25 protein-coding genes are annotated in these 23,763 nt (G+C 43.5%); 11 read left to right on the top strand and 14 right to left on the bottom strand.

Translation table 11 applies throughout. From position 1 onward, the window contains the following. Nucleotides 1-33 precede the first annotated feature (33 nt). Together lipB and PQ461_RS00555 are read right to left on the bottom strand one after the other, a co-directional pair. Entirely contained in the window at nucleotides 34-762 is a 729-nt protein-coding gene (gene lipB, locus PQ461_RS00560; protein ID WP_274207669.1) for a lipoyl(octanoyl) transferase LipB, read from the bottom strand. 1 nt (nucleotide 763) lies between these two features. Continuing rightward, nucleotides 764-1,402 carry a 4'-phosphopantetheinyl transferase family protein gene (locus PQ461_RS00555; protein ID WP_274207668.1) on the bottom strand — a complete coding sequence of 213 codons (639 nt, stop codon included), beginning with the start codon at nucleotides 1,400-1,402 and terminating at the stop codon, nucleotides 764-766. A 77-nt stretch (nucleotides 1,403-1,479) separates the two neighbouring features. Here PQ461_RS00555 and dcd point away from each other — a divergent pair, with 77 nt between their 5' ends. Both dcd and PQ461_RS00545 read left to right on the top strand, forming a co-directional pair. After that, entirely contained in the window at nucleotides 1,480-2,016 is a 537-nt protein-coding gene (dcd, locus tag PQ461_RS00550) for a dCTP deaminase (protein ID WP_274207667.1), read from the top strand. A gap of 44 nt (nucleotides 2,017-2,060) precedes the next feature. Then, a complete protein-coding gene (locus PQ461_RS00545; protein WP_274207666.1) occupies nucleotides 2,061-4,787 on the top strand; it encodes a carboxypeptidase-like regulatory domain-containing protein in 2,727 nt (908 codons plus the stop codon). Nucleotides 4,788-4,860: 73 nt separating this feature from the next. Here PQ461_RS00545 and PQ461_RS00540 read toward each other — a convergent pair whose 3' ends face one another. Further along, entirely contained in the window at nucleotides 4,861-5,778 is a 918-nt protein-coding gene (locus PQ461_RS00540; RefSeq protein WP_274207665.1) for a DUF8428 domain-containing protein, read from the bottom strand. 289 nt (nucleotides 5,779-6,067) lie between these two features. On the opposite strand from PQ461_RS00540, the gene PQ461_RS00535 reads away from it, so the two are divergent. After that, nucleotides 6,068-7,618 (top strand): glycoside hydrolase family 10-like protein, encoded by a 1,551-nt coding sequence (locus tag PQ461_RS00535; RefSeq protein ID WP_274207664.1) that lies wholly within the window; start codon nucleotides 6,068-6,070, stop codon nucleotides 7,616-7,618. Here PQ461_RS00535 and PQ461_RS00530 read toward each other — a convergent pair whose 3' ends face one another. The 6 genes from PQ461_RS00530 to PQ461_RS00505 form a co-directional block, all read right to left on the bottom strand. Further along, nucleotides 7,619-9,157 carry a YifB family Mg chelatase-like AAA ATPase gene (locus PQ461_RS00530; protein ID WP_274207663.1) on the bottom strand — a complete coding sequence of 513 codons (1,539 nt, stop codon included), beginning with the start codon at nucleotides 9,155-9,157 and terminating at the stop codon, nucleotides 7,619-7,621. It abuts the gene before it with no gap. An 89-nt stretch (nucleotides 9,158-9,246) separates the two neighbouring features. After that, on the bottom strand, nucleotides 9,247-11,361 hold the full coding sequence (gene feoB / locus PQ461_RS00525; protein WP_274207662.1) for a ferrous iron transport protein B: 2,115 nt from the start codon (nucleotides 11,359-11,361) through the stop codon (nucleotides 9,247-9,249). 9 nt (nucleotides 11,362-11,370) lie between these two features. Continuing rightward, nucleotides 11,371-11,586: a FeoA family protein gene (locus tag PQ461_RS00520; RefSeq protein WP_274207661.1), complete on the bottom strand. Its 216-nt coding sequence runs from the start codon at nucleotides 11,584-11,586 to the stop codon at nucleotides 11,371-11,373. A gap of 246 nt (nucleotides 11,587-11,832) precedes the next feature. Next, on the bottom strand, nucleotides 11,833-12,162 hold the full coding sequence (locus PQ461_RS00515; RefSeq protein WP_274207660.1) for a VanZ family protein: 330 nt from the start codon (nucleotides 12,160-12,162) through the stop codon (nucleotides 11,833-11,835). Between the two features lie 59 nt (nucleotides 12,163-12,221). Then, nucleotides 12,222-12,602 (bottom strand): glycine cleavage system protein GcvH, encoded by a 381-nt coding sequence (gene gcvH / locus PQ461_RS00510; RefSeq protein WP_274207659.1) that lies wholly within the window; start codon nucleotides 12,600-12,602, stop codon nucleotides 12,222-12,224. Nucleotides 12,603-12,792: 190 nt separating this feature from the next. Further along, the gene (locus PQ461_RS00505; protein WP_274207658.1) at nucleotides 12,793-13,662 is read right to left on the bottom strand and encodes a hypothetical protein; all 870 of its coding nucleotides are present in this window, start codon (nucleotides 13,660-13,662) and stop codon (nucleotides 12,793-12,795) included. 88 nt (nucleotides 13,663-13,750) lie between these two features. Here PQ461_RS00505 and PQ461_RS00500 point away from each other — a divergent pair, with 88 nt between their 5' ends. Both PQ461_RS00500 and PQ461_RS00495 read left to right on the top strand, forming a co-directional pair. Continuing rightward, nucleotides 13,751-14,032: an ATP-dependent Clp protease adaptor ClpS gene (locus PQ461_RS00500; RefSeq protein ID WP_274207657.1), complete on the top strand. Its 282-nt coding sequence runs from the start codon at nucleotides 13,751-13,753 to the stop codon at nucleotides 14,030-14,032. 39 nt (nucleotides 14,033-14,071) lie between these two features. Continuing rightward, a complete protein-coding gene (locus PQ461_RS00495) occupies nucleotides 14,072-14,422 on the top strand; it encodes a carboxymuconolactone decarboxylase family protein (RefSeq protein WP_274207656.1) in 351 nt (116 codons plus the stop codon). A 39-nt stretch (nucleotides 14,423-14,461) separates the two neighbouring features. On the opposite strand, the gene PQ461_RS00490 is transcribed toward PQ461_RS00495, so the two are convergent. The 5 genes from PQ461_RS00490 to PQ461_RS00470 all read right to left on the bottom strand — a co-directional run bounded on the left by PQ461_RS00490 (nucleotide 14,462) and on the right by PQ461_RS00470 (nucleotide 19,304). After that, nucleotides 14,462-15,829, bottom strand: coding sequence for a DNA recombination protein RmuC (locus PQ461_RS00490; RefSeq protein ID WP_274207655.1), 1,368 nt, complete (start codon nucleotides 15,827-15,829; stop codon nucleotides 14,462-14,464). A gap of 86 nt (nucleotides 15,830-15,915) precedes the next feature. Further along, a complete protein-coding gene (locus PQ461_RS00485) occupies nucleotides 15,916-16,164 on the bottom strand; it encodes a hypothetical protein (protein ID WP_274207654.1) in 249 nt (82 codons plus the stop codon). A gap of 110 nt (nucleotides 16,165-16,274) precedes the next feature. Next, the gene (locus PQ461_RS00480; RefSeq protein ID WP_274207653.1) at nucleotides 16,275-16,757 is read right to left on the bottom strand and encodes a gliding motility lipoprotein GldH; all 483 of its coding nucleotides are present in this window, start codon (nucleotides 16,755-16,757) and stop codon (nucleotides 16,275-16,277) included. Beyond that, nucleotides 16,754-18,157 (bottom strand): PSP1 domain-containing protein, encoded by a 1,404-nt coding sequence (locus PQ461_RS00475; RefSeq protein ID WP_274207652.1) that lies wholly within the window; start codon nucleotides 18,155-18,157, stop codon nucleotides 16,754-16,756. The genes PQ461_RS00480 and PQ461_RS00475 overlap by 4 nt, the downstream gene beginning before the upstream one ends. Nucleotides 18,158-18,161: 4 nt before the next feature. Then, complete coding sequence (locus PQ461_RS00470) at nucleotides 18,162-19,304, bottom strand: DNA polymerase III subunit (protein ID WP_274207651.1); 1,143 nt, start codon at nucleotides 19,302-19,304, stop codon at nucleotides 18,162-18,164. Nucleotides 19,305-19,416: 112 nt separating this feature from the next. Here PQ461_RS00470 and ruvX point away from each other — a divergent pair, with 112 nt between their 5' ends. The 6 genes from ruvX to PQ461_RS00440 all read left to right on the top strand — a co-directional run bounded on the left by ruvX (nucleotide 19,417) and on the right by PQ461_RS00440 (nucleotide 23,357). Further along, nucleotides 19,417-19,833: a Holliday junction resolvase RuvX gene (gene ruvX / locus PQ461_RS00465; protein WP_274207650.1), complete on the top strand. Its 417-nt coding sequence runs from the start codon at nucleotides 19,417-19,419 to the stop codon at nucleotides 19,831-19,833. A gap of 286 nt (nucleotides 19,834-20,119) precedes the next feature. Further along, on the top strand, nucleotides 20,120-20,758 hold the full coding sequence (locus tag PQ461_RS00460) for an O-methyltransferase (RefSeq protein ID WP_274207649.1): 639 nt from the start codon (nucleotides 20,120-20,122) through the stop codon (nucleotides 20,756-20,758). Between the two features lie 3 nt (nucleotides 20,759-20,761). Continuing rightward, on the top strand, nucleotides 20,762-21,301 hold the full coding sequence (locus PQ461_RS00455; protein WP_274207648.1) for a glucosaminidase domain-containing protein: 540 nt from the start codon (nucleotides 20,762-20,764) through the stop codon (nucleotides 21,299-21,301). A gap of 43 nt (nucleotides 21,302-21,344) precedes the next feature. After that, a complete protein-coding gene (locus PQ461_RS00450) occupies nucleotides 21,345-22,214 on the top strand; it encodes a glucosaminidase domain-containing protein (protein WP_274207647.1) in 870 nt (289 codons plus the stop codon). Nucleotides 22,215-22,237: 23 nt separating this feature from the next. Further along, on the top strand, nucleotides 22,238-23,038 hold the full coding sequence (locus tag PQ461_RS00445; protein WP_274207646.1) for a peptidase associated/transthyretin-like domain-containing protein: 801 nt from the start codon (nucleotides 22,238-22,240) through the stop codon (nucleotides 23,036-23,038). Further along, nucleotides 23,025-23,357, top strand: a complete 333-nt coding sequence (locus PQ461_RS00440) for a hypothetical protein (RefSeq protein ID WP_274207645.1) — start codon at nucleotides 23,025-23,027, stop codon at nucleotides 23,355-23,357. Before PQ461_RS00445 ends, PQ461_RS00440 begins: the two co-directional genes overlap by 14 nt. Nucleotides 23,358-23,763: the final 406 nt, after the last annotated feature.

Below are 23,763 nucleotides of genomic sequence, written 5' to 3'. Positions count from 1 at the left end.
AGCCTGATAAAATTAGTAAACTGATTATTGCTTTCATATCATCTCCATACCAAACAATACGGAAATATGATGCTTTAGGATTTTTTTAACTTCTTCAATATTAACTTGCTGGCCTAATTCATACTGCATGCTGGTTACTGCCTTATCATCAATACCGCAGGGCACAATGTTTTTAAAGTAATCCAGATCGGTATTTACGTTAAATGCCAAACCATGCATGGTTACCCAGCGGCTACAGCGCACGCCCATTGCACAAATTTTTCGGGCCTTATCATTATCGGCATCCAGCCAAACACCGGTATATCCGGGATAGCGCTCGCCCTTTAAGCCATACTCGGCCATAGTCAAAATAACGGCCTCCTCAAGCGTACGGAGGTATAAATGGATATCGGTAAAAAAATTATCGAGATCGAGTATCGGGTAACTAACAATTTGGCCGGGACCATGATAGGTAATATCACCGCCGCGATTGATCGGATAGTAAACCGCCTGTTTATCCTTTAAGCCTTGCTCATCCAGCAGTAAATGCTCTTGCTTGCCGCTTTTACCTAAAGTATACACATGCGGATGCTCACAAAACACCAGGTAATTTTTGGTGCTTAGTTCTTCAACAGGGCCATCATTACCCGCAGCGGCCGTTTGCAGGTTACGCAAAGCAATTTTGGTATTAACAGTATCTGCAAACAGCGCTTCCTGCCTGTCCCATGCTTCTTTATAATCAATCAGGCCCCAGTCCTGAAATATCACATGCTTATTCTTCATATCATCCTTTAACGTAGCCTATCATGTAATCATCATACTTCAGGTAACTTACCTCGTATGGTATATGGATATCATCTTTTACAAGTGTTGCTTCAATTGTACCATGGTGTTCAAACTGAAAAGGTTTCAGCAGAATATGATCCGAAAAAGAAACCTCTTTTTGTCCATAGCATTTGTAAACCGCCTCTTTGGCACACCAGCAAACATAAAGCTGCTCTATTTTTGTCTGATCGCTGATAAACTCCAGCTCTTCCGGGCGCATAAACTTGTGGGCAATGCGCTCAACCTTTTGTTTGATCTGCTCAATATCAATACCTACCGGTCGGCTTTTACTCACCATTACGGCAGCATAATCAAAAGAATGGCTTAACGATATCTGGTACGGAAGATTAAAAAGATAAGGTTTACCATGGCTATCTACCCGGCAATCGATGTACTGATCAGTATGCAGCATTTCACGCAGCAATACCCGGGTGCCCAACCAATGTAAATGCCTTTTACCGCTGCTTAGCGCATCCACATAGGCCTTTTCGGCATCATTAAGTTGCAGCTTACTATATAATTCGTCAGCCTGTTCTTCTATTTTCCAGATCGCAAATTCGGTATCATCATCTACCTGCTGACGGTATGCTATAGCCATAAAGTAAAATTGCAAAAACAGCAGCAAACTTATGTCAAATAATTATAAATTAGACGGGTTATTCGCATTATTACACCATGATTTTATCAGACAAGCGCATATTGGAAGAAATTGAAAAAGGCCATATCATCATTGAACCTTTTTACCGCGAAAACTTAGGCACCAACTCTTACGACGTACATTTAGGCAAGCACCTAGCTACCTACAAAAACCGTGTATTGGATGCAAAAGCGCACAACGAGATAGATCATTTTGAAATACCTAAAGATGGCTTTGTATTACAGCCGAATACACTTTACCTGGGTGTAACTATGGAATATACGGAAACCCATCAGCATGTACCCTTTCTGGAAGGCAAATCAAGCACCGGCCGTTTAGGGATAGATATACATGCCACAGCCGGTAAAGGCGACGTTGGCTTTTGCAATACCTGGACGCTTGAAATTTCTGTTACTCAACCCGTGCGTATATATGCAGGTATGCCAATAGGACAGTTAATCTATTTTAGCGTTGAAGGGGAAATTGAAACATTTTACAACACAAAAGGTAACGCCAAGTACAATAAGCCAACAACAAGGCCTGTTGAAAGTATGATGTGGAAGAACAAATTTTGATCTTCTACGTAGTTCTTTAATACCCCCTATTAATCCCCTAAACCATGAAAAAATTAAAACTGCCATTGCTGTTGGTATCGGCGATGATTTGTGTTGTCTTAATGGCTTTTATAAAAGCCGATGATGACACTATTAAAAAAGCCGCAGCACAGTTAGATAAATGGCTGGACAACAATCCACAGGAAAAAGTTTACCTGCAAACAGATAAACCTTATTATTCTATTGGCGATGATATATGGTTTAAGGCCTATGTTACCGTTGGCCCAAGGCACCAGCTTTCGGCCATGAGCGGCACCTTAAACGTAGACCTTATTGCGCCAAATGATTCTGTCGCACGGTCTATCAAGCTCCCTTTAACCAATGGCGTTGCAGCCGGCGACTTTGCCCTGTCTGATACCTTGCAGGAGGGTAATTACCGCATCAGGGCTTATACACAATGGATGCGAAACTACGACCTGGATTACTTTTTTAACAAAACCATCTGGATAGGCAATGGTGTTACCAACAAAGTATTTACCCAAACATCTTATGCCTATAGCTCCCAGAATAACCAACCGCTGGTAACTGCCACAATTATTTATACAGATGCCAATGGCGCACCTTATGCAAATAAAGAGGTATCGTATCGTGTGCAATTAAATGCGCGTAATGCAGCCAAAGGGCATGGCACAACTGATAGCAAAGGCATGCTTAAGATAGCTTTTGTTAACAACATGCCTAACGTGCAAAAGACCGGGCGCATTACTACAGACATCCGCCTGGATGGCAAGACTGTTACCAAAATATTGCCAATAACTGCCGCATCAGATAAAATTGATGTTCAGTTCTTCCCTGAAAGCGGTAACATGGTGAATGGCTTGCCTGGCAAAGTAGCCTTTAAAGCTGTAGGAGCAGATGGACTGGGTAAAACCGTAACCGGAAAAATAGTTGACAATAATGGTAATCAAATTTCAGACATATCTACCCAGCATTTGGGTATGGGCTTATTTATGTTAACCCCCGATGCCGGAAAAACATACAAAGCACAGGTTAAATTCGAGGACGGCTCTGAAGGCATCTATAATCTGCCTAAAGCTTTAGATAGTGGTTACGCCCTGACAATAACACAGCACGAGAATGACATCTTTGTACGCATCAGCGCATCAAAAGATCTTACCGGAACTACACAAGGCTCTGTTAGTCTTGTTGCACAATCAGCAGGCGCAATGTGTTATGCGTCTAAAACAAGGTTAGAGAACCAGGTATCCAGCTCCAAGATCCCTAAAAGCAAATTCCCGAATGGTATTGTGCAGTTTACTTTGTTTGATGCTGCAGGTAACCCAGTTAACGAACGCGTTATTTTCGTAAATAATCCCGATAACCTGAAGCTTGACGTTAGTGCGCCAAAGCAAACATTTGCAACAAGGGAAAAAGTAAACCTACAAATCACAGCTAATGACCCACAAGATAAACCAGCTTTGTCGCTGCTTTCGGCTTCGGTGATTGATGAAACCAAAGTGCCATCAAACGAAGACGACGAGACCACCATTTTATCAACCATTCTGTTATCGTCAGATATTAAGGGCTATATCGAAAAACCCAACTATTATTTTGCACATAACGACGAGAAAACCCGCAGCGATCTTGATCTGCTGATGCTTACCCAAGGCTACCGTCGTTTCGAGTGGAAAAACATCCTTGCAGATACCTATACGCCTATTGTATTTAAGCCGGAGCAATCGCTTACGGTATCGGGCACTGTGCATACATCCAATAAAAAACCGGTTGTAAAAGGTAAAGTCACCTTGTTCACTACAGCAGGTGGTACGTTTATCATTGATACTTTAACCGATGACCAAGGCCATTTCTCATTCCCTAATCTTACTTTTAAAGACAGCATAAGGTTTGTGATACAGGCACGTACCGAAAAGGGTAAAAAAGATGTAGACATTGACTTGGACAATACCGCACAGCAGGCATTCACCGCTAACCCGAACGCGCCGGATGTTGAAGTAAACGTTGACAATAAAATCCTGCCTTACTTAAAAAGCAATAAAGAGTATTACCAGGAACAGATCAGGAGCGGAACAGGTAACCATAATATTGTACTGAAAGAAGTTGTAATCCGCGAAAAGAAACAAAATAAAGCGCCTAATTCTGCTAATTTAAATGGCGCGGGTAACGCCGATCAGATCATCACGGCTGATATGTTTGAAAACATGGGCTGCCCAACTTTATCACAGTGCTTGCAGGGTAGGTTAGTTGGTGTTATCTTCCAGAACGGCAGGGCTTACTCAACCCGCAGTATGTCGAGCAGTTTCAGGGGGCCTGTACCTATGGGCATTGTTCTGGATGGCATGCAGGTGGATGCTGATTTTCTGGACAATCTTAACCCGCATGATATATCATCTATAGAAGTGTTAAAAAGCGGAGCATACCTGGCTATTTATGGTTCAAGAGCCGGAGGCGGCTTATTGGTAATTACCACTAAGCGCGGCGGAGAAGTGACCTATCAAAAATATGCACCTGGCGTGGTTACTTATACCCCTAAAGGCTATTATCGCGCACGTACGTTCTATTCGCCGCAATACGATGATCCTAAAGTAAACACTGCCTTGGCTGATTTACGCAGTACCATTTACTGGAATCCAAACATAGTGACCGATAAAGACGGTAAATCAACCTTAACCTACTTTAACGCAGGCACAAAAGGCATTTACAAAGTGATTGTTGAGGGGATAGATGCAGACGGACACATTGGCCGTAAAGTTTACCGCTACACGGTCGAATAGATCATAAACACTTATAAAAAGCAAAAGCCGGGCTAATTAATCAGCCCGGCTTTTTTATGAGATATTAATTAGCTTATCGTAAAGCTATGGTTGTTTTACCCATGGTATAACCATCAGCATATAAGATCACGGTGTAAGTACCTTTTGTAAATGCGCCAGGGTTCATCCAATCAATGGTATAAGCGGTATCATCGGCTTTATATTCGATTGAAGTTTTGTAAGTGTACTGTAAGTCCTGGCCTTCAGCATTGAAGGTGCCTGAATCATCCTGGGTAATCAGGTTACCGGCAGGATCAATAATACGTACAAAAACATCATGCAACCCTTGCGTAGCAATCTGATTGTTGGCTACTGTAAATGTTATTTTAAACTTCTTTACATTTTTAGCTTTATCGTTATCAGATTCTTTGCCATTGCTTTTTACTTTAAAGCTGCCTACCACCAGGCTGGATGTTTTTAACGCAGAGCCTACCTGTACCTTAGTATTCAGGTCTTTGTTTTCAGTTTCAAGGCTTGCTGCCTTTGTACTAACGGTAGCCAGGTTGGTTTTAAGCGTATCCCGTTCTGTTGCTAATGCCGTATTCTGTTTTTTCAGTTCTTCGATATCGGCCGTGTACTTGGTTACGAAATACCGCAGCTGTTTAATATCCTCTTGTGCCTTGTTTAGTTCGGCTTGCGTAAGCTTGCCCTTAGCCAGTTGCGTACGCAGATATTTGATCTTAGTTTGCAGCGAATCGTTTTTCGCCTGCATTTCTGCACTTAATTTTGTCTTGCTCGAATTTACCTGTTGTACCTGTGCTTCAAGGCTGTCCAATTCGGTTTGCAGGCGGGTTTTCTCATCATTCTGATATACGACCTTTTCGTCAGACCCTCTTTTTTGATAGTACAGATATACATCTGTGCCTAAAAGGGCGATTACTACCACAATAAGAAAATAAATAACGTTAGAGTTTTTTCTGGAATTTTGATTTTGTCCCGTTTGGTTTTCCATAAGTAGTTCTTTAAGTGATAAATGTGCTTATGAAGCGTTAACTGGTATTTTAAATACGTTGTCAGCTGCAACAGCGGATGCGATTATACAAAAAAATTTATTAACTGATGGCTTAACAATATATAGTTTGTAGCTGCATAACGCCCTTTTGTCTCTGAAAATATACGATATGCCACTTAAAATTAAGTATATCTCTTTAAAACACAAAAAAGGTAAAATTATTGCTTAATACACTAAAACGGCGTTGGCTAAAGTTATATATCTTAGCCACTTCAAAAAAAGTTAAGGTATGTGCAAAGTTAAAGGGTTGATTTCTACATTATTTTTTGTTCTATTCGTTCTCAATCTTCATGCGCAATCTACGATCATAATACCACCGCAAAAAGCACCTAAGCGCGAATTCAGGGGAGTTTGGGTTGCTACCGTTGTTAATATCGACTGGCCAAGCGCCGTGGGTTTAAGCACCCAAAAGCAACAGCAACAACTGATACGCATACTTGACTTTCATCAGCAAACTAATATGAATGCGGTGATGTTTCAGGTGAGGCCTGCGGCAGATGCATTTTATTCAAGAGGGCGTGAGCCATGGTCGCGCTGGATTACAGGCCGCCAGGGAAAAGCACCCGAGCCTTTTTATGATCCGCTTGATTTTGCCATTACTGAAGCACATAAACGCGGCATGGAACTGCATGCCTGGGTTAACCCTTACCGTGCCACTTTTGATAATAATTACAGCAATATAGCACCTAATCATCCTACCAGGACCCACCCCGAGTGGTTTTTTGTTTATGGCGGTCAGAAACTGTTTAACCCCGGTTTGCCTGAAGTGCGCGAGTATATTATACAGGTGATACTTGACATCGTAAAGAATTATGACATCGACGGTATACATATGGACGATTACTTTTATCCATACCTCATTGCCGGGCAAACCATACACGATGAAGCTGCATTCAGGCAATATGGTGCCGACTTTACCGACATACGCGACTGGCGCCGGAATAATGTCGACCTCTTGATAAAAGCTTTAGGCGACAGTATCCATAAATACAAACCGAATATTAAATGGGGTGTAAGCCCGAGAGGTGTTTGGCGCAATCATGACGAAGATATTGAAGGATCAATGACACACGGAGGGCCTTCTTATTCAGAAAACTACGCTGATACCCGCAAATGGCTTAAAGAGGGATGGATAGATTACCTGGTACCACAGGTTTACTGGCAGATAGGCAACCGCTCGGCAGGGTTTGATGTACTTACCGACTGGTGGAGCCAGCAAACCAACGGCCATCACCTTTATATCGGTATGGCGCCATACCGCATGGCCGAAGCAAGATCGCCTGCATTTAAAAACCCTGCTGAACTTCCTAACCAGGTTAAATATGTCAGGGGTAACCCGCGCGTTCAGGGCAGCGTGTATTTCAGCTCTAATTCTTTAACAAGTAATCTATTAGGCTTTACAGATTCGTTACGTCGTAATTATTACCGCAAGCCTGCCTTACCGCCACCCATGTTATGGCGCGATTCTATCGCACCAAACACGCCAACACTGTTAACCGCAGTAAGCAATCCACGCGGGGTAATATTAAACTGGCAAACACCAGCAATGGCTAAAGACAATGAACCTGTATACGGTTATGTAGTTTACCGCTTTTCGGAGGCTGAGAAAATTGATATAGATGATGCTGAGCACATCTTATTTGTGAAATACAACCCGGAAACTTCGTTGCTTGATAATACCGCAGAAAAAGGTAAAAAGTATATTTACGTAGTCACGGCCATTGACCGCATGAAGAACGAAAGCGAACACTCGGAACCGGTGACTATTACGCTGGAATAGTTACCCGGCCCAGCCTTCACGGTCGAGGCTTCTGAAATGGATAGCTTCGGCCAAATGTTCAAGCTGTATTTCTTCGCTTGCCGCCAAGTCTGCAATTGTGCGGGCAACTTTCAGGATACGGTCATACGCACGCGCCGAAAGTCCCAGCTTTTCCATTGCTTTTTTAAGCAGGTTTTGGCCTGCGGCATTTATCGTACAAATGTCGCGCACCATTTGCGGGCTCATTTGCGCATTGGCATGCAGGTCCGGCTTTTCCCCAAATCGTTTAATCTGTATCTCGCGGGCATTGATCACACGCTCGCGTATCAGTTCACTTGCTTCGGCTTTGCGGTCTGACGATAACTCACTAAAGTTTACCGGAGTAACTTCCACGTGCAGGTCGATACGGTCGAGCAATGGGCCTGAGATCTTACTTAAATATTTTTGTACCACGCCCGGAGGGCACACACATTCCTTTTCGGGGTGGTTATAGTAACCGCAAGGGCAGGGGTTCATGCTGGCAACCAGCATAAAGCTGCTTGGATAGTCAACGGTAAACTTAGCACGAGATATAGTAACACGTCGCTCTTCCAGCGGCTGGCGCATTACCTCTAACACACTGCGTTTAAACTCGGGCAGTTCATCCAAAAATAATACGCCATTATGTGCTAACGAAATTTCTCCGGGTTGCGGATTACCACCGCCGCCAACTAAAGCAACATCGCTGATGGTATGGTGCGGCGAACGAAAAGGCCTGATGGTTACCAAAGCATCTGATGCAGAAAGCTTACCCGCTACAGAATGGATTTTGGTTGTTTCCAGCGATTCGTACAATGTTAGTGGCGGCAATATCGATGGGAGCCTTCTGGCCAGCATGGTTTTACCTGCTCCCGGCGGCCCGATCAGTATCACATTATGGCCACCTGCCGCGGCTATTTCTAAAGCGCGTTTAATATTTTCCTGGCCTTTTACTTCACTGAAGTCGCTGTCGTAATTGCTCAGGCTGTTGTAAAACTCTTCGCGGGTGTTTACTACTTCAGGTTCCAGTTTCAGGTCTCCATTAAAGAAATCGGCTACCTGCTTAATATTCTCTACGCCTAAAACTTCAAGATCATTTACAATGGCTGCCTCACGTGCATTTTGCTTAGGCAGAATAAACCCTTTAAAGCCTTCCTTACGGGCCTGTATGGCAATGGGCAAAGCGCCTTTGATAGGCTGCAAGCTTCCATCGAGCGAAAGCTCGCCCATAATGATATACTTCTCTAACCCTTCGGCCTCTGTTTGCCCCGAAGCGGCAAGAATGGCTGTTGCGATGGTAAGATCATAAGCAGAACCTTCCTTACGGATATCGGCAGGAGCCATGTTCACAACCACCTGCTGCCTCGGCATGCGGTAGTTGCAGTTTTTCAAAGCTGATTCAATGCGGTAATAGCTTTCTTTTATGGCATTATCCGGAAGGCCTACAATAAAATATTTGGTACCGGCAGCAATATTTACTTCAACGGTAATGGTTGTAGCCTCTATACCGTAAACTGCGCTGCCAAAGGTTTTTACTAACAATTGCTCAAAGATTTATTCAACCGCTAATATAATTCAGTTAGCGATAATTAGCAGGGCTATGCTAAAATTTTAAGGAAGTTTGTTTACGATTATTTCAGCAACTGGTAGGTAATGAAGCTTACCACGTAAGCCAATACACCCATATACAAGAACTGGGCTACCGGCCAGCGCCAGCTTTTGGTTTCGCGGTAAACAATGGCCATGGTACTGGCGCACTGCATGGCAAAGGCATAAAACATCATAAGCGATGCCGCCACTGCCAGCGTAAATACAGGCTGCCCGGTCTCCTGGTTTTTGGCATTGCCCATTTTAACCTTTACAGATTCTATATTGTCGGCATCTCCGCTTACACTGTAAATGGTTGCCATGGTGCCAACAAATACTTCACGTGCAGCGAATGAGGTGATCAGCGCAATGCCTATTTTCCAATCAAAACCCAGTGGACGAATGGCTGGCTCAATTACATGTCCTAATATACCCGCGTAAGAGTTTTCCAGTTTCTCGGTGGCTATTACACGGTTCAGGCTGTCAGGCTTCATGGTTTTCACATACTGCGGCTGGCTGTATTTTTGGTCGATACGTTCAAACCGTTTCCCAGGTCCGTATGATGCCAGCACCCATAGTATTACTGACACGGCAATGATCACTTTACCGGCTTCCAGAACAAATGTTTTTGCGCGGGTATACATATCCATAAATACGTTGTTCCAACGTGGCATACGGTAAACAGGCAGCTCCATTATAAAGTAGCCTTTTTCACGCCCCTTGATAATCAGCTTCATCACAAAAGCAACTACAATTGCCGACACCAGGCTAAGCAGATACATGCCCGTAAGCGCCAAGCCCTGCAGGTTAAATATCCACCAAATATTGCGATTAGGAACCACCAATGCGATAAGCAAGGTGTAGATAGGTAAACGTGCAGAACACGTTACCAAAGGGGTAACCATTATGGTAATGATCCTGTCTTTCCAGCTTTCAATGGTACGGGTACTCATGATAGATGGTACCGCACAGGCAAAACCGCCGATCAATGGCACTACGGATTTTCCGCTTAACCCTACCTTGCGCATCAGCTTGTCCATCATAAAGGTAACGCGTGCCATGTAGCCGGTATCTTCAAGGATGGAGATAAATGCAAAAAGAATAGCAATTTGCGGAATAAACACTAATACACCACTTAGCCCAGCAACTACGCCATCTGCCAGTAGATTGGTAAGCGGGCCCGCAGGCAATATTTTATGTAAGGTTTCCTGCAGCCATACAAAGCCGGTTGATATCAGGTCCATCGGGTAGGCCGACCATGCAAATATCGATTGGAACATGAACAGCAGGATGCCAAAGAAGATCACAAAACCAAAAACCCGGTGGGTTAGTACCTTATCGATCCGGTTGCTCCAGGTCTCTTCCTGTGCTGTTTCCTTTTTCTGAACAGTATCGTATAGTAAGTCGTTGATGAAATTATAGCGCGCAATGGTCTCTGTTGCCTGTGCCTTTTGCGAATGGAAACCATGCACCTGCTCCAGTTCCTCGATACGGTTACTTTCGCCAGGCGACAAGAAGGTAAGATGCTCATGCTGATGCGCCAGCTGCAAAGCATAATATGGATTTTCTACCGCCATTTCTTCGCCAATCTGTGCAATCAGTTGCGGGGCAATGGCATGTACATCTATGGTATCTTCCTGCAAAGCAAGCTTATTGGCGTAAGATATGGCGGCTTTAAGCTTATCAATGCCCTCGAGCTTGCGGGCAGAGATAGGCACCACATGCACACCCAACTTTTTAGCAAACGCATCTATATCAATGGTGATACCGTTACGGGTAGCTAAGTCCATCATGTTGAGTGCAACAATAATGGGTATTTTTAAATCGGCAACCTGTGTATATAAAAGCAGGTTACGTTTTAAGTTTGAGGCATCAAGGATAACCACTACCAGATCGGGCTGCTGATCGATCTGCTGATCGGCTAATACAGAAAATACAATGGATTCGTCTTTGCTTTTAGGATATAAGCTGTAAGTACCCGGAAGGTCAACAATTTCGGCGCGGCGGCCATCGGGCAGGTCGCAATAACCGGTTTTTTTATCAACCGTTACGCCCGGAAAATTACCAATTTTTTGATTTAAACCGGTTAGCGCATTAAACAGGGTTGATTTACCGGTATTAGGATTTCCAACAAGTGCAACTCTTATATCAGCTTTCAACTTCTAAACCTACAGTAGTATAATGGTCGAAGCTTCGCGTTTGCGTAAACTTAGCTGGTAGCCGGCTACATTTATAGCAATAGGATCGCCAAGGGGTGCTATCCTTTCTACTCTTACTTCTTCACCGGGCAGGCAGCCCATTTCCATCAACTTAACAGACATTTCAAGGTCTGTAAATTCTTTTACAATTCCTTTGTTACCTACTTTAAGTTGCGAAAGCTTCATCTCTTTATCTTATATGATTGAACAAATGTATATCTTATTTAAATTAAATCCAAATAAGAGAGCAGCATTTTATTGTCGGTCTAATCTCACATTTATATCAAAGCGATATATTCTTAAGCGATACGTGATGCTGATAAAGAAGCAGGGGCTATTAATTTACCGAAATGAGGGCAGTTGCAGCTTTTATGAAACAAGCCACATGATGATAAGCCTGTGCTGAACAGCACAAATAAAACTAAAAGGTAATTACGCTTTTTCATACTTAATTGCCGAATTGATCACCAAGATACAAAAAGTAGCCATTCCAACACCTACAGTATCAGCGAAAAGGTCGTTCCAGTCGCCAGAGCGCCAAGGGAAAAGATAAGTTTGCATTACCTCAATTAAGCCACCGAACATTATGGCTATAAACATAATGGCAAGGGTGTTTGTAAAGGTTACCTTACCGCTTTGGCGGGTATAGCCATTTGATGCCAGTACGGTGAATACGAAGAAGAACCCGCAATGCACCATTTTATCAAACCCCTGAAAAAACAAAGGCGACTCACCAACCTTGCCCATTTTTATACTGCACATTACCAGTATAAATAGAGACCACAGAATAGTGAGCCGCTGATATTTTAAAAAACGCAGCATTAAGCGCCTACCAGTGACTGGTAATCACCTGCTGATAATAATGAGTTTACTTCATCGGCAGTTTGCAGGCTGATCTTAACCATCCAGCCTTCGCCGTAAGGATCTGTGTTTACAAGTTCTGGCTGGGTATCTAATGCAGGGTTTACCTCAAGCACAGTGCCGCTAACAGGCATAAACAGGTCAGATACGGTTTTCACCGCTTCTACTGTACCAAACACATCTTCTTTCGCAATTTCATCACCAACGGTGGTTATGTCAATGTAAACAATATCGCCTAATTCGCGCTGTGCGAAATCGGTGATGCCAATATAGGCTTCGTTACCTTCTACACGTACCCACTCATGGTCTTTGGTGTATTTCAGTTCAGCTGGAAATTCCATATCAAGTTTTTTAGTGTGCCCAAAAATAACAACTTTTATGAGCAAGACAAAGGGGTTTTAAATATGCATTTAAACAAAAAAGCCCGCCTAAACGGGCTGATCTTATTGATTTTTTCACCGTCACCCGGCAAGAGCCGAGCGACTGAGTAGGGTATTTTCGCCTCCCGGTTTACAGCCGAGTGGCCAAAAGTTAATTTCCTAAATAGAATTTTTCCCAAAAATCTACAGACTTGCTCATTTCGCTATGATCGGCGCCGCTACCCTGGCCTCCTCCCATGCCGCCACGCATCCCCCCGCGACCGCCACCCATGCCGCCACCACCGCGCATTCCGCCGCCGCCCATACCTCCGCGGCCACCTCTGCCCATTCCACCGCCGCCCAGGCCTTCAGCATGGTCACCGCCGTTACCTCCGTTATTTGCAGGGCGGGTGATTCCATTGATCTTAAAATCAAATGCCCATTCTTTTTTGCCGTTTGCATCGGCATGTAAAAGCTTTAAGGGCACAGCCGCCTCGTAAACCAGGTAACCGTTTTCATCATAATCAATGGCAGTATGTATACCATAAGTATTTGAGGTAGTGATCATGTCACCCTCAATATCAGAAAACCCTTCTACCTTAATATTGCGCAGCTTGGTTAAACGGGCACGCATCAGTTCGTCGCGGTCGGCCTGTGTAATGCTATCGGCACCCATGACATGCCTGCCAAACATAGGTGTACTGCCCTGATCGCCAACAGGGAAGGTGATACTATATTCATCCTTCTTTTTACCTTTTGGGCTAATACCTAAAGTTAAGCCGGCAGCCAGCACACGCATTTGTTCGCTATGGTCGCTTATGCGTATGGCCATGTAAATATTTTCTTTATCGTTAGCCAATGAGTAGTCGAGTTTCTTATCCTCGTTGTGGTAACGCAGGCTATCGCCCCAATCTTTCAGGTTGCCGTCAATCTTGATATCAGCAGGTGGCTGCTTCAATATATTGTCTGCTTTTTGTGCAAAACAGGGTGACACAAACGCGCCGAAAGCCAGCGCTGCAAGTAAGGTTAGTTGTGTTTTCATTTAACAGGGGTTTTTCTTTACGTGCTTAAAACATAAAAGTGCTCCGTTTATTATGCTTTTTAAGTAATTTTGTAATTACAATTCAGATATGCCAACCGAAGTACAGGAAGAAACGCTTACGCTCGAAGAGGTGCTGGCCGGATTAAAGGAAATGCACCGCCTTATATTGTGGAATGATGACGTGAACACATTTGAGCATGTGATCTATTGTATGATGAAGTATCTTGATTATACAGAACCGCAGGCCGAAAAAATTGCCTGGAAGGTACATAATGAAGGCAAGTGCGCTATTTTGGAAGGATCATTTACCGAGATGGAAGTTTACCGCAAAATATTGCAGCAGGAAGGCCTTACCGTTACGGTTGAGTAAATCCACACAACATCTCTTTCTTAAAACATAAATTAAATCATGGGAAAATTAGTAGATGATTTCAATGCCTATCGTACTAAAATGAACGACAGGATAATGGAATCTGCCAATACAAATATTAAACGTTTTTTTGCTTTAGATACCACCAGCTATGCCGATGGTGCGCTTGATGTTAAAACCAAGGAGATGCTTGGCCTTGTAGCATCAATGGTATTACGCTGCGACGATTGTATTAAATACCATCTTGGCAAATGCCATGATGCTGGTGTAAACAGCGAAGAAATGAACGAGATATTTATGATTGCTAACCTGGTTGGCGGCTCCATCGTAATTCCGCATTACCGACGCGCGGTTGAGTATTGGGACGAACTAAACGAAGTTCAGAAATAATAAAAAGAGAGACCATATCAGTCTCTCTTTTTTGTTTCATTAATCTTCACCCAGATATTTAGTATCTAATTGCTTGTTGGCTTTTGCGCCAAGCTTTTTGATTTTTTCGGCCGTAATGGTCAAATTACCGCGACCGTCTACCAGTTTATTGAAAGCTTTATCATAAGCATCCTGGCTGCTTTTCAGGCTTTTGCCTACGCCTTCAAGGTCGGCCACGAAGTTGGTAAACTTATCATACATCTCGCCGCTTAAACGGGCAATCTCCATTACGTTACGGTTCTGATTTTCCTGCTTCCACATGCTGGCAATGGTGCGTAAGGTAGCCAGCAGGGTTGAAGGGCTTACAATAACCACGCGCCTGTCCCAGGCATCGCTGAACAGATCATGATCTATCTGTACCGCAAAACTGAATGACGATTCGATAGGCACAAACAACATCACAAAGTCGGGCGAGTTAAGTTTATTCAGGTCGTGATAGTTTTTTGCTGACAGCCCCATCACATGGCTGCGTAATGATTCTACGTGTGCACGGGCATATACCTTACGTTCTTCTTCTGTGTCGCAGTTAACCAGCTTTTCGTAAGCAACCAATGACACTTTCGCATCAATGATCAGATGCTTATCATCCGGCAGATCTATTACGGCATCGGGCTGGTAGCGGGTGCCGTCGGTAGTTTGGTAACTGGCTTGCAAACGGTATTCACGGTCTTTAACCAAACCTGAACGTTCCAAAACCTTTTCAAGAATAAACTCGCCCCAGTTACCTTGCTTTTTAGTATCGCCTTTAAGTGCTTTGGTTAGATTCTGCGCTTCGCTGCTGATCTGGCGGTTAAGCTCCATCAATTGCGTAATTACACCTTTTAAAGTGTTACGTTCGGCAGCTTCCATGTGGTAAACCTTATCCACTTTGCTTTCAAAAGCTTTAAGGTTTTCCTTTAGCGGGTTAAGGATATTATCCAGATGGAATTTATTGACATCTGTAAACTCTTTTGATTTTTCTTTGAGCATTTTCTCAGCGATGTTCTCAAACTCGCGCTGAAAATGCAGCCGCGTCCGTTCAATTTCCAGTTTTTGATCCTGTAATTTTTCCTGCTGCGATTGCTGATAGGCTTCGGCACGTTCAATGGCTTGTAATGCCTGGGCTAATTTGCTACGCTCTATGCCAAGCTCGTGGTTTAAGCGCTGCTGTTCTTCCTTAAATAATGTAGTAATGTTCTCCTTTTCAGATGTTATCCACAGGTTTTTTTCTTCAGCCCGGGCAAGCTGTAACCTTAAAGACTCGCTTTCTTTTTTTAACAGGTCGGCTTCCGCATTATTAAGGCTGCTTACTTTAGTGCTTGACCTGATGAAAATATAAACTGCAATTAATAATATAACTGCTGCTGTAATTAAAACTGCCGCATTCATTTGATAAAAATTTTAGCAAAACGAATGTAGCTAAAAATTTTAGTTAATCAATCAGCGGCCTTGTTCTTATCCCTTGTTTATTAAAACTATGGCTTTTTGTTTGCCGTGCTGTCTACAGTAGGAGCGGTAGCGCCTTTGCCAAGTGTACTGGTATCGGTTCCGCCATTGGTTACAGGTGTGCCTGTACCAGCCCCTGTCGAAACATTGGTATCAGCAGCTCCAGAACTACCCGCAGAACCAGAATCGGCAGCGGCATTCCCCGTACGGCTTGGACCTTTACAGGCAGACATTAATATAATGGATGCAACAGCGGCGGTGTAGATCAGCTTTTTCATGGCGTTAGTTTATTATTTAACGCCGGTAATGGAAAAGGGTTCTAATTAAATTGTCTGAATCAGAATTATAGAATGATGGTAATTGAAATAGAAATTTTTAAATCTGATATTTACTGCGCTTTCTCCACGCGTAAACCAACATCGCTTACCTCACGTAAAGGGTTATCGCGCATGTTCTGCTCAATTTCAAACTGGTAAGTTCCTTTTTCAGGAAACTTGTAGCCTGTTTTAAATGGCAGCTGATAGCTGTACAAATTGCCTGTGCCTTTGCCCAGCCACTCGCCATCTGGATTCGCCAATTTAAATTCATAACGGGTAACCCAGGGCTTACCGCCACGTGTATTACTTTGTTTGATAAGCACAAACAGGTTTGAATATTTATAATCGGCAGTTACACGCAGGTTAACGAATAAGTTATAAGCAATGGACGGATCGTCGATTTTTACATCGTACTTCATGCGGTTTACATAAGCCCAGTTGCGGTTAGGGATCTCGGTGTTTTGATCTAACACGCCGCGTGGGTCTGTACAGCTGCAAACTGCAAGCATTAAACCGATAATTATAAAACTAAACCTGTTTATAGCGGCTCTCATTGCTGGGTACCCTGCTGATTGTTGTTATTGTTTTGCTTATTGCGGTTAGGCCTGCGACGATTATTACGTCGGTTATTACCGCCCTCGCGTGGCGCACCCTCTGGCTGTCCTGCCACGTTCTGTGGTTTAGGTTCATCAGCGTTTGGTTGCTGAGGCCTGGCTTGCTGTGGTTTTTGCTGTTGCGGCTTTGGCTGCTGAACGCGTTGCTGATCGTTACGGGGTTGATCATTTCGCTGCGGTTGAGCCGCCTGTTGTGCACCACCTTCACCTTGCGGTTTTTTCTTTTTATTTCGATTACGCTTGTTGCGGTTGCGCTCGTCAAGGCGGGTAAGGCTGTCCTGCCCAACAACGTTTTCGTAATCAAGTACCTTAACCGGAGCCGATTCAATTTCAACTATTTCGCCTAAATCTTCAGGCTTAATGCCTTCTTTATTCAGCGCCTGTATTTCTTTTACACGGTTCACATGCAGTGGTATCCAGCTTTCTTCACCCGGATAGCTAAACCACATGGTTTTCTTAAAAATATCTGTTTTTTGCAGGCGGGCATCTCCTTTTTCGGTTCTAAGCAGGTTTACATTATCCGGGATGTATTTTAGCGCATCCATATAAGTATCCAGCTCGTAGTTAAGGCAGCATTTAAGTTTACCGCATTGACCGGCCAGCTTTAAGGTATTTAAAGAAAGGTTTTGATAACGCGCTGCCGAGGTTGATACCGTTTTAAAATCGGTTAACCAGGTTGAGCAGCAAAGCTCGCGGCCGCAGGAACCGATACCACCCAGGCGGCTTGCTTCCTGGCGCATACCAATCTGACGCATCTCGATACGGATACGGAAAGCTTCGGCCATACGTTTGATCAGCTCCCGGAAATCTACGCGGCCTTCGGCAGTATAATAAAAGGTAGCTTTGGTTTTATCGCCCTGGTAGTCAACGTCACTGATCTTCATTTGCAGGCCCAGGTCAAGCGCCAGTTTGCGTGCCTTATGCATGGTTTCCCATTCGAGGTCTTTAGATGCCTTCCATTTATCTACATCGGCAGGGGTAGCTTTGCGCAAAATCTTTTTGGTAACATCGCCTTCTTTTACATGGCGTTTAACCATCTGCATGCGCACCAGCTCGCCGGTTACAGAAACGTGACCCACATCAAAGCCACCCGTTGGCGTTTCAACTACTACAAGTTCGCCGTTTTCAAGGTATATATCTTCCGGGTTCAGGTAAAAATCCTTACGCGAACCTTTAAATTTAATCTCCACAATGGGGAAAACGCGGTAACTGTTTGGCATATCCATATGTGCCAACCAGTCGTACACATCCAGCTTGCTGCAACCGTTAGTAAGGCATGAGCCATTACTTTTGCAGCCCGCCGGCGCGCATCCGCCTGTTGAGCAACTTCCACATCCCATATTTTTAGGTTATATATTGAGTCCCTTTCGGGAGCGTTTTAAAAACTAAAATCTTAATAATCTGCAAAGATACATCTAAAAATAAGATTTTAGGATTAGCATTACGTTCTATATGATAGTGCGCCTTTTCAAGCTCGGCGCTTATTGCTTCGGCCGGTGCAATAGCAATTGCTTTGGCCATTTTTTGTGCCAGTTCCATCTCTGCCTGCGGCAGGTGTACCAGCTGTTCTGCCCCGGCATTAATCAGGCAGCATTCGCGCAAAAAGCTAATGCCGTAGCGTAAAAAGTTTTTCTGGTTCTCGCGGCCCATCTTGGCCAGTTGCTCAACCAGTTTAAACATTTCACCTTCCTTATTATTGGTGATACAGCAGCGCAGCCATTTTACAAACAAGCCATGATAGCTGTCTTCTTCCTGTTGCAGAAACTGTAAGGCCTCGGTAAGGTTGCCGTTGCTTAAGTAAGCTGCCTGTTCGGCCGCTGCTTTTGGCTGACCATGCTCAATCAGATAATCCCTTACGTCGTTATAATTAAGGCATGGTATTTTAACCAGCTGGGTTCGCGACAGTATCGTATTCAGGATCTGGTCCTGATTTTCTGCCACCAATAAGAACAGCGTGTTAGGCTGTGGTTCTTCTATAATCTTTAATAAGGCGTTACCGGTTTTGTCCAGATACTCGGGCAGCCATAAGATCAGGATCTTGTAGATCGATTCGAAAGGCTTTAAGCTAAGCTTTTTGATGATCTGGTGGCACTCGGCAATATTGATATTGGCCTGCTTGTTCTCGGCTTCCAGGTACCCGCGCCAAACATCGAGGCTTATGTACGGATTAGCGCCAAATGCTTCGCGCCACTCTTCAATAAAGCTTAATGCGGTATCGTCTTTATGCTTTGCAAAAAACGGGTAAGAAAAATGCAGATCGGGGTGCATTAGTTTCTGATACTTACGGCATGAAGCACATTCACCGCAAGAGTCTTCAGACTGACGGTTTTCGCACGATACATACTGTGCATAAGCAACAGCCAGCGCCAAACTGCCCGAACCTTCCGGACCTAAAAATAACTGGGCATGACTTACCCGGTTCTCTTTTACCGAGTTAAGTAACCGTTGCTTAACGGCATCCTGTCCAACTATTTGTTTAAACTGCATTGGTGCAAGGTAATAAATTTTCAGTTGCCAGTTAACAGTAATCAGTTATCAGATTAAAACTACCTTTGATTTTACAAAACACAGAAACCGGCAACTAAACACCCGCAACTGAATGAGAGTAATGGCTTTTGATTATGGTACCAAGCGTATCGGTATTGCAGTAACCGACCCGTTGCAAATGATTGCCAACGGATTGGATACCATCCATCCGCTTCAAATTATCGACTATCTGAAAAAATACCTGCAAACCGAACAGGTAGAGCGTTTTGTGGTAGGCGACCCCAAGCAGATGGACGGCACACCTTCGCAATCGGCACAGCATGTCAGGGGTTTTGTTAACCTGTTAGCTAAAAATTTCCCGGAGATACACGTTGAAATGTTAGACGAGCGCTTTACCTCGAAAATGGCTTCGGCCGTGATCCTGCAAAGCGGCATCAATAAAAAAGCGAGACAAAACAAGGCGCTGGTCGATAATATATCGGCGACCATCCTGCTGCAATCATGGCTGGAACGGAAAGCGTTTATGTGATTTCGGATTCAAAATCATAATATATCAAATAGAGACGCAAGATTTTGCGCCTCTCGGTATGATAAACACCCCAATCAACGCAACTGCAAGCCACAATATCTATGCTTTCCCTCTCAAGAGGGGAATTGTAGTACCCTGAACTAGCAAAGACTTTAACAAGGGGTGTGTTATTATTATCAACAAAATGCAAAAGATATTTTGTTTCACTCAATACGACAAGATGAGACATGGAGCCTGTCTTAATTCCTGATTCTCGATTCTTGACTCTCTTCCTTACTTTTGCCTCATGGAAATCCTTGACCCCAAACTGCAGGCCTATCTTGATGCACATTGCGATGCCGAACCAGAGGTGCTTAGCAAAATCAATCGTGAAACGCACGTAAAAGTGTTAAAAGCCAATATGCTATCGGGGCATTACCAGGGCAGGCTATTAAGCATGCTGAGTAAAATGGTGAACCCGACGAACATTTTAGAAATCGGCGCTTTTACTGGTTATTCGGCTATTTGCCTTGCCGAAGGATTGGCTGATGGCGGTAAACTGGAAACCATTGAAGTAAACGCAGAGATGGAAACCATGCTGCGCAAAAACTTTGAAATGGCGGGGGTGGATGATAAAATCAACTTGCACATTGGAGATGCCATGCCGATACTTTTGGATTTTCCAGATAATTATTTTAATATTGTATTTATTGATGCTGACAAAAAGAACAATTTAAACTATTTTGAAAGCTCAATACAAAAAGTAAAACCGGGAGGTTTAATTATAATTGATAACGTTTTGTGGAAAGGGAAGGTGTATGGCATAGAAAAAGATGCCGACACAGAAAGTTTCCGCAAACTAAATGATCAGGTAACCGTTGATAACCGGGTGGAAAAATTAATTCTTCCCATTCGCGATGGTATCCTCATCATCAGAAAAAAGTAAATTATGAAGAAAATCTTACTGATTGCGTCTTTTGTCATTTCCGCTTCTGTTGCCTCTGCGCAAAATGCCTCACAATCTTACATTAGTAAATTCAAAGATAATGCCATTCGCATTATGCATGAAAGCGGCGTACCTGCAAGTATCGTTTTAGCTATTGCCATGCACGAATCTGGCAGCGGAACAAGCAAACTTGCCCGCACACAGAACAATCACTTTGGTGTAAAGGGCAGAAGCCCTGTATCATACACTGGTCGCAAGGCTACACACTCGGCCTATAAACAGTACGACTCGGCATTTGATTCTTTCCAGGATTTTGCCCGTATTATGACTGAGCGCAAGCAGTTTAGCCACCTTACCGAAAAATTCACCCATTATGATTACCTGGGTTGGGTAAAAGGTATTCAGCATAGCGGCTACGCCAGCAGTAAAAAGTGGGGTTCGCAGGTGCTTGGGCTTATCCGCAAGTATAACCTTAACGCTTACGACGAGAAGCCTGAAGATCAGCCACAACAGCAGCAACAGCCTGCTAAAAATGTGGAATAATGTTTAAGTTTGGGCCAACACTGAACAAATAAAGCCCTTCTTAATGCGCAAATCATCACTATTTCTTGTTTGTGCCGCGTTGCTGCTCAGCGCATGCTCTGCCCACAAAAGAGTAGCAACCAATATTACTCCGCATCCGGTAACATCTGTTTTATCAGAGCGTGAAGTTGACCGCAATAACAAACGCATTCGCGAAGCGCATAAAGCACCCGACGGTGGCTATGTGACTTATACGGCAGCCAGTTATATAGATCGCTTTAAGGCCATTGCCATACAGGAAATGAACACTTACGGCATCCCGGCAAGTATTACGCTTGCCCAGGGATTGTTTGAATCGGGTAATGGAAACGGAGATCTTGCCCGTTATGCCAATAACCATTTCGGTATTAAATGCACCAGCGACTGGAAAGGCGAGGGCTATTATAAAGATGACGACCAGCACGACGATTGTTTCAGGGTGTATAGCGATCCTGAATCATCTTTCAGGGACCACTCAGCATTTCTAAAGCGTAAACGCTACGCCCATTTATTTGAACTGGACAAGAACGATTACCAAGGCTGGGCACAAGGGCTAAAGGATGCCGGATATGCCACCAACCCCAACTACCCGAAAATGCTGATCAACATCATTCAGAAATATAACCTGGATGCTTATGACAGGCCGGAAGGAGAAGTACAAAAGATCAAGCGCGAAGACCGCGTGCTTACACAGATCAATAATAACATTGGTAACGAGATCAAAGATTCTATTGTAAATACTGCCCCCGTAAATAAACTGTACACCGTTGTTACCGGCGACACACTATATTCTATTTCCCGCCGTTTTGGACTTACTGTTGAAGAAATGCGCACATTAAACAACATGAGCGACAACAACATTCAGATTGGCCAAAAGCTTATTATAGCCAAATAGCCTGTTAATTTTTGTTAAATGGTATGATAAATGCGGCTGTTAGATTTAGTTTTGCCGAAGTGAATATACGTTCGTTATTTTTAGTCTTGATATTATTGGTGTGCGGAAAGCTTTATGCACAAGACCGCAAAGCCGATGGCGTTGTGTTTGATAAAGACAGCAAGGAACGTATTGCTAAGGTGAACATCATTAACACCCGTACAGGCGAATCCATTTACAATAATTTACAGGCCGAGTTTCACATTAACGCACGCAGTGGCGACCATCTCATTTTTAGTAAACCCAATTATTTAAGCGATACCATAACAGTTTCGGGCACTGGTTCCATTGCCGTATACTTAAAGCCTACGGGTGTTATGCTACGCCAAGTAGATATACACGACACAATTAAAACGCCGCAAAAGCAATTAGAAGCTACCAAACGCGAATACAGTAAGGTTTACGGATCGCTGGCCGACCGCGACCTTTTAAGTGTTTCGCCTTATGGCGGGGCAGGTTTAAGTATCGATGGGATCTGGAATTCGTTAAGCCGCAGCGGACGGAATGCAGCACACCTGCGCGAGATCATTCAGCGCGATTACCAGCAAGACATCATCGACTATCGCTTTAATAAAGCATTGGTATCACGTATAACTGGACTTACCGAGCCGCGTTTGACTGATTTTATGCAAAGGTACCGCCCGGGCTATTATATTGTTACCACCACAAACGATTACGAATTTATTCAGATTATCCGCAACAATTATCGCCGGTATATGCGCAACCCTCGCGCATTAGGTTTACAGGCTTTGCCGCATGTAAAGGCTGAGGATGAAAAAGAGTAATTACCCGGTTATTGTAGTGCCATATTTGAAAGTAGACGCGATGGCACTTTTCCCGTTTATACTGATCAGGGGGAAAGAAATGGCAAATGACGAAGTGCTGCTGAGGCATGAGGCCATACACCTGAAGCAGGAAGCAGAACTGCTGATACTGCCGTTTTATGTATTGTATCTGATCAATTACCTGATTAACCGGTTTAAATACAAATCCCACCACGAGGCTTACATGAATATCTGCTTTGAGCGGGAAGCTTATGCTAACGAGCACGATAAAGATTATTTAAATACTCGTAGACTTTGGAAATGGTGTAGGTATGTTTAACTGATAAAGTACTGGATAATAAACTATTTATTCAAACCGCTTTGAGTGTTTCGGATCATTTAACTTAAACTGTTTTTTCTCTAACACTTTAGGATTATCCCATTCAGATAAGGTACTTGTACTTTTCAATTTCACAACATCTATAATATCACCACTGTACTTAACCAGTATATTCTCATCTACTTCATCATAGGTGCCAATAAAAATTCTAAAATTTAGTGAATCTGTTAGGTATATAGAATGAATGTCTGTGGTCTGGTAACCCTTATATATATTGAAAATTTCTTTATATAATCTTGTTTGAGAATATTGGTCAGTACAGGGCACCCTCACAGTAAGTTCGTGATTTGCTTTACTATGCTTATTAATACAGGAACATATAAGACATAATATTAGTAACATGAAG

Origin of the sequence: Mucilaginibacter sp. KACC 22063 (genome assembly GCF_028736115.1) — a bacterium.
Taxonomy (GTDB): Bacteria; Bacteroidota; Bacteroidia; order Sphingobacteriales; family Sphingobacteriaceae; genus Mucilaginibacter.
Note: the sequence above shows the minus strand (reverse complement) of the source record. Positions and strands in the feature narration are given on the sequence as shown.

Bases quoted from the DNA above. Each gene is read 5' to 3' on its own strand.
- dcd (WP_274207667.1), top strand. From the start codon at position 1,480: ATGATTTTATCAGACAAGCGCATATTGGAAGAAATTGAAAAAGGCCAT.
- PQ461_RS00450 (WP_274207647.1), top strand. From the start codon at position 21,345: ATGCGCAAATCATCACTATTTCTTGTTTGTGCCGCGTTGCTGCTCAGC.
- PQ461_RS00485 (WP_274207654.1), bottom strand. From the start codon at position 16,164: ATGAAAAAGCTGATCTACACCGCCGCTGTTGCATCCATTATATTAATG.
- PQ461_RS00475 (WP_274207652.1), bottom strand. From the start codon at position 18,157: ATGGGATGTGGAAGTTGCTCAACAGGCGGATGCGCGCCGGCGGGCTGC.
- PQ461_RS00440 (WP_274207645.1), top strand. From the start codon at position 23,025: ATGAAAAAGAGTAATTACCCGGTTATTGTAGTGCCATATTTGAAAGTA.
- PQ461_RS00555 (WP_274207668.1), bottom strand. From the start codon at position 1,402: ATGGCTATAGCATACCGTCAGCAGGTAGATGATGATACCGAATTTGCG.
- PQ461_RS00460 (WP_274207649.1), top strand. From the start codon at position 20,120: ATGGAAATCCTTGACCCCAAACTGCAGGCCTATCTTGATGCACATTGC.
- PQ461_RS00455 (WP_274207648.1), top strand. From the start codon at position 20,762: ATGAAGAAAATCTTACTGATTGCGTCTTTTGTCATTTCCGCTTCTGTT.
- PQ461_RS00500 (WP_274207657.1), top strand. From the start codon at position 13,751: ATGCCAACCGAAGTACAGGAAGAAACGCTTACGCTCGAAGAGGTGCTG.
- PQ461_RS00495 (WP_274207656.1), top strand. From the start codon at position 14,072: ATGGGAAAATTAGTAGATGATTTCAATGCCTATCGTACTAAAATGAAC.
- PQ461_RS00505 (WP_274207658.1), bottom strand. From the start codon at position 13,662: ATGAAAACACAACTAACCTTACTTGCAGCGCTGGCTTTCGGCGCGTTT.
- PQ461_RS00545 (WP_274207666.1), top strand. From the start codon at position 2,061: ATGAAAAAATTAAAACTGCCATTGCTGTTGGTATCGGCGATGATTTGT.
- ruvX (WP_274207650.1), top strand. From the start codon at position 19,417: ATGAGAGTAATGGCTTTTGATTATGGTACCAAGCGTATCGGTATTGCA.
- PQ461_RS00535 (WP_274207664.1), top strand. From the start codon at position 6,068: ATGTGCAAAGTTAAAGGGTTGATTTCTACATTATTTTTTGTTCTATTC.
- PQ461_RS00480 (WP_274207653.1), bottom strand. From the start codon at position 16,757: ATGAGAGCCGCTATAAACAGGTTTAGTTTTATAATTATCGGTTTAATG.
- PQ461_RS00515 (WP_274207660.1), bottom strand. From the start codon at position 12,162: ATGTGCAGTATAAAAATGGGCAAGGTTGGTGAGTCGCCTTTGTTTTTT.
- PQ461_RS00445 (WP_274207646.1), top strand. From the start codon at position 22,238: ATGATAAATGCGGCTGTTAGATTTAGTTTTGCCGAAGTGAATATACGT.
- gcvH (WP_274207659.1), bottom strand. From the start codon at position 12,602: ATGGAATTTCCAGCTGAACTGAAATACACCAAAGACCATGAGTGGGTA.
- PQ461_RS00490 (WP_274207655.1), bottom strand. From the start codon at position 15,829: ATGAATGCGGCAGTTTTAATTACAGCAGCAGTTATATTATTAATTGCA.
- PQ461_RS00470 (WP_274207651.1), bottom strand. From the start codon at position 19,304: ATGCAGTTTAAACAAATAGTTGGACAGGATGCCGTTAAGCAACGGTTA.
- lipB (WP_274207669.1), bottom strand. From the start codon at position 762: ATGAAGAATAAGCATGTGATATTTCAGGACTGGGGCCTGATTGATTAT.
- PQ461_RS00520 (WP_274207661.1), bottom strand. From the start codon at position 11,586: ATGAAGCTTTCGCAACTTAAAGTAGGTAACAAAGGAATTGTAAAAGAA.
- PQ461_RS00540 (WP_274207665.1), bottom strand. From the start codon at position 5,778: ATGGAAAACCAAACGGGACAAAATCAAAATTCCAGAAAAAACTCTAAC.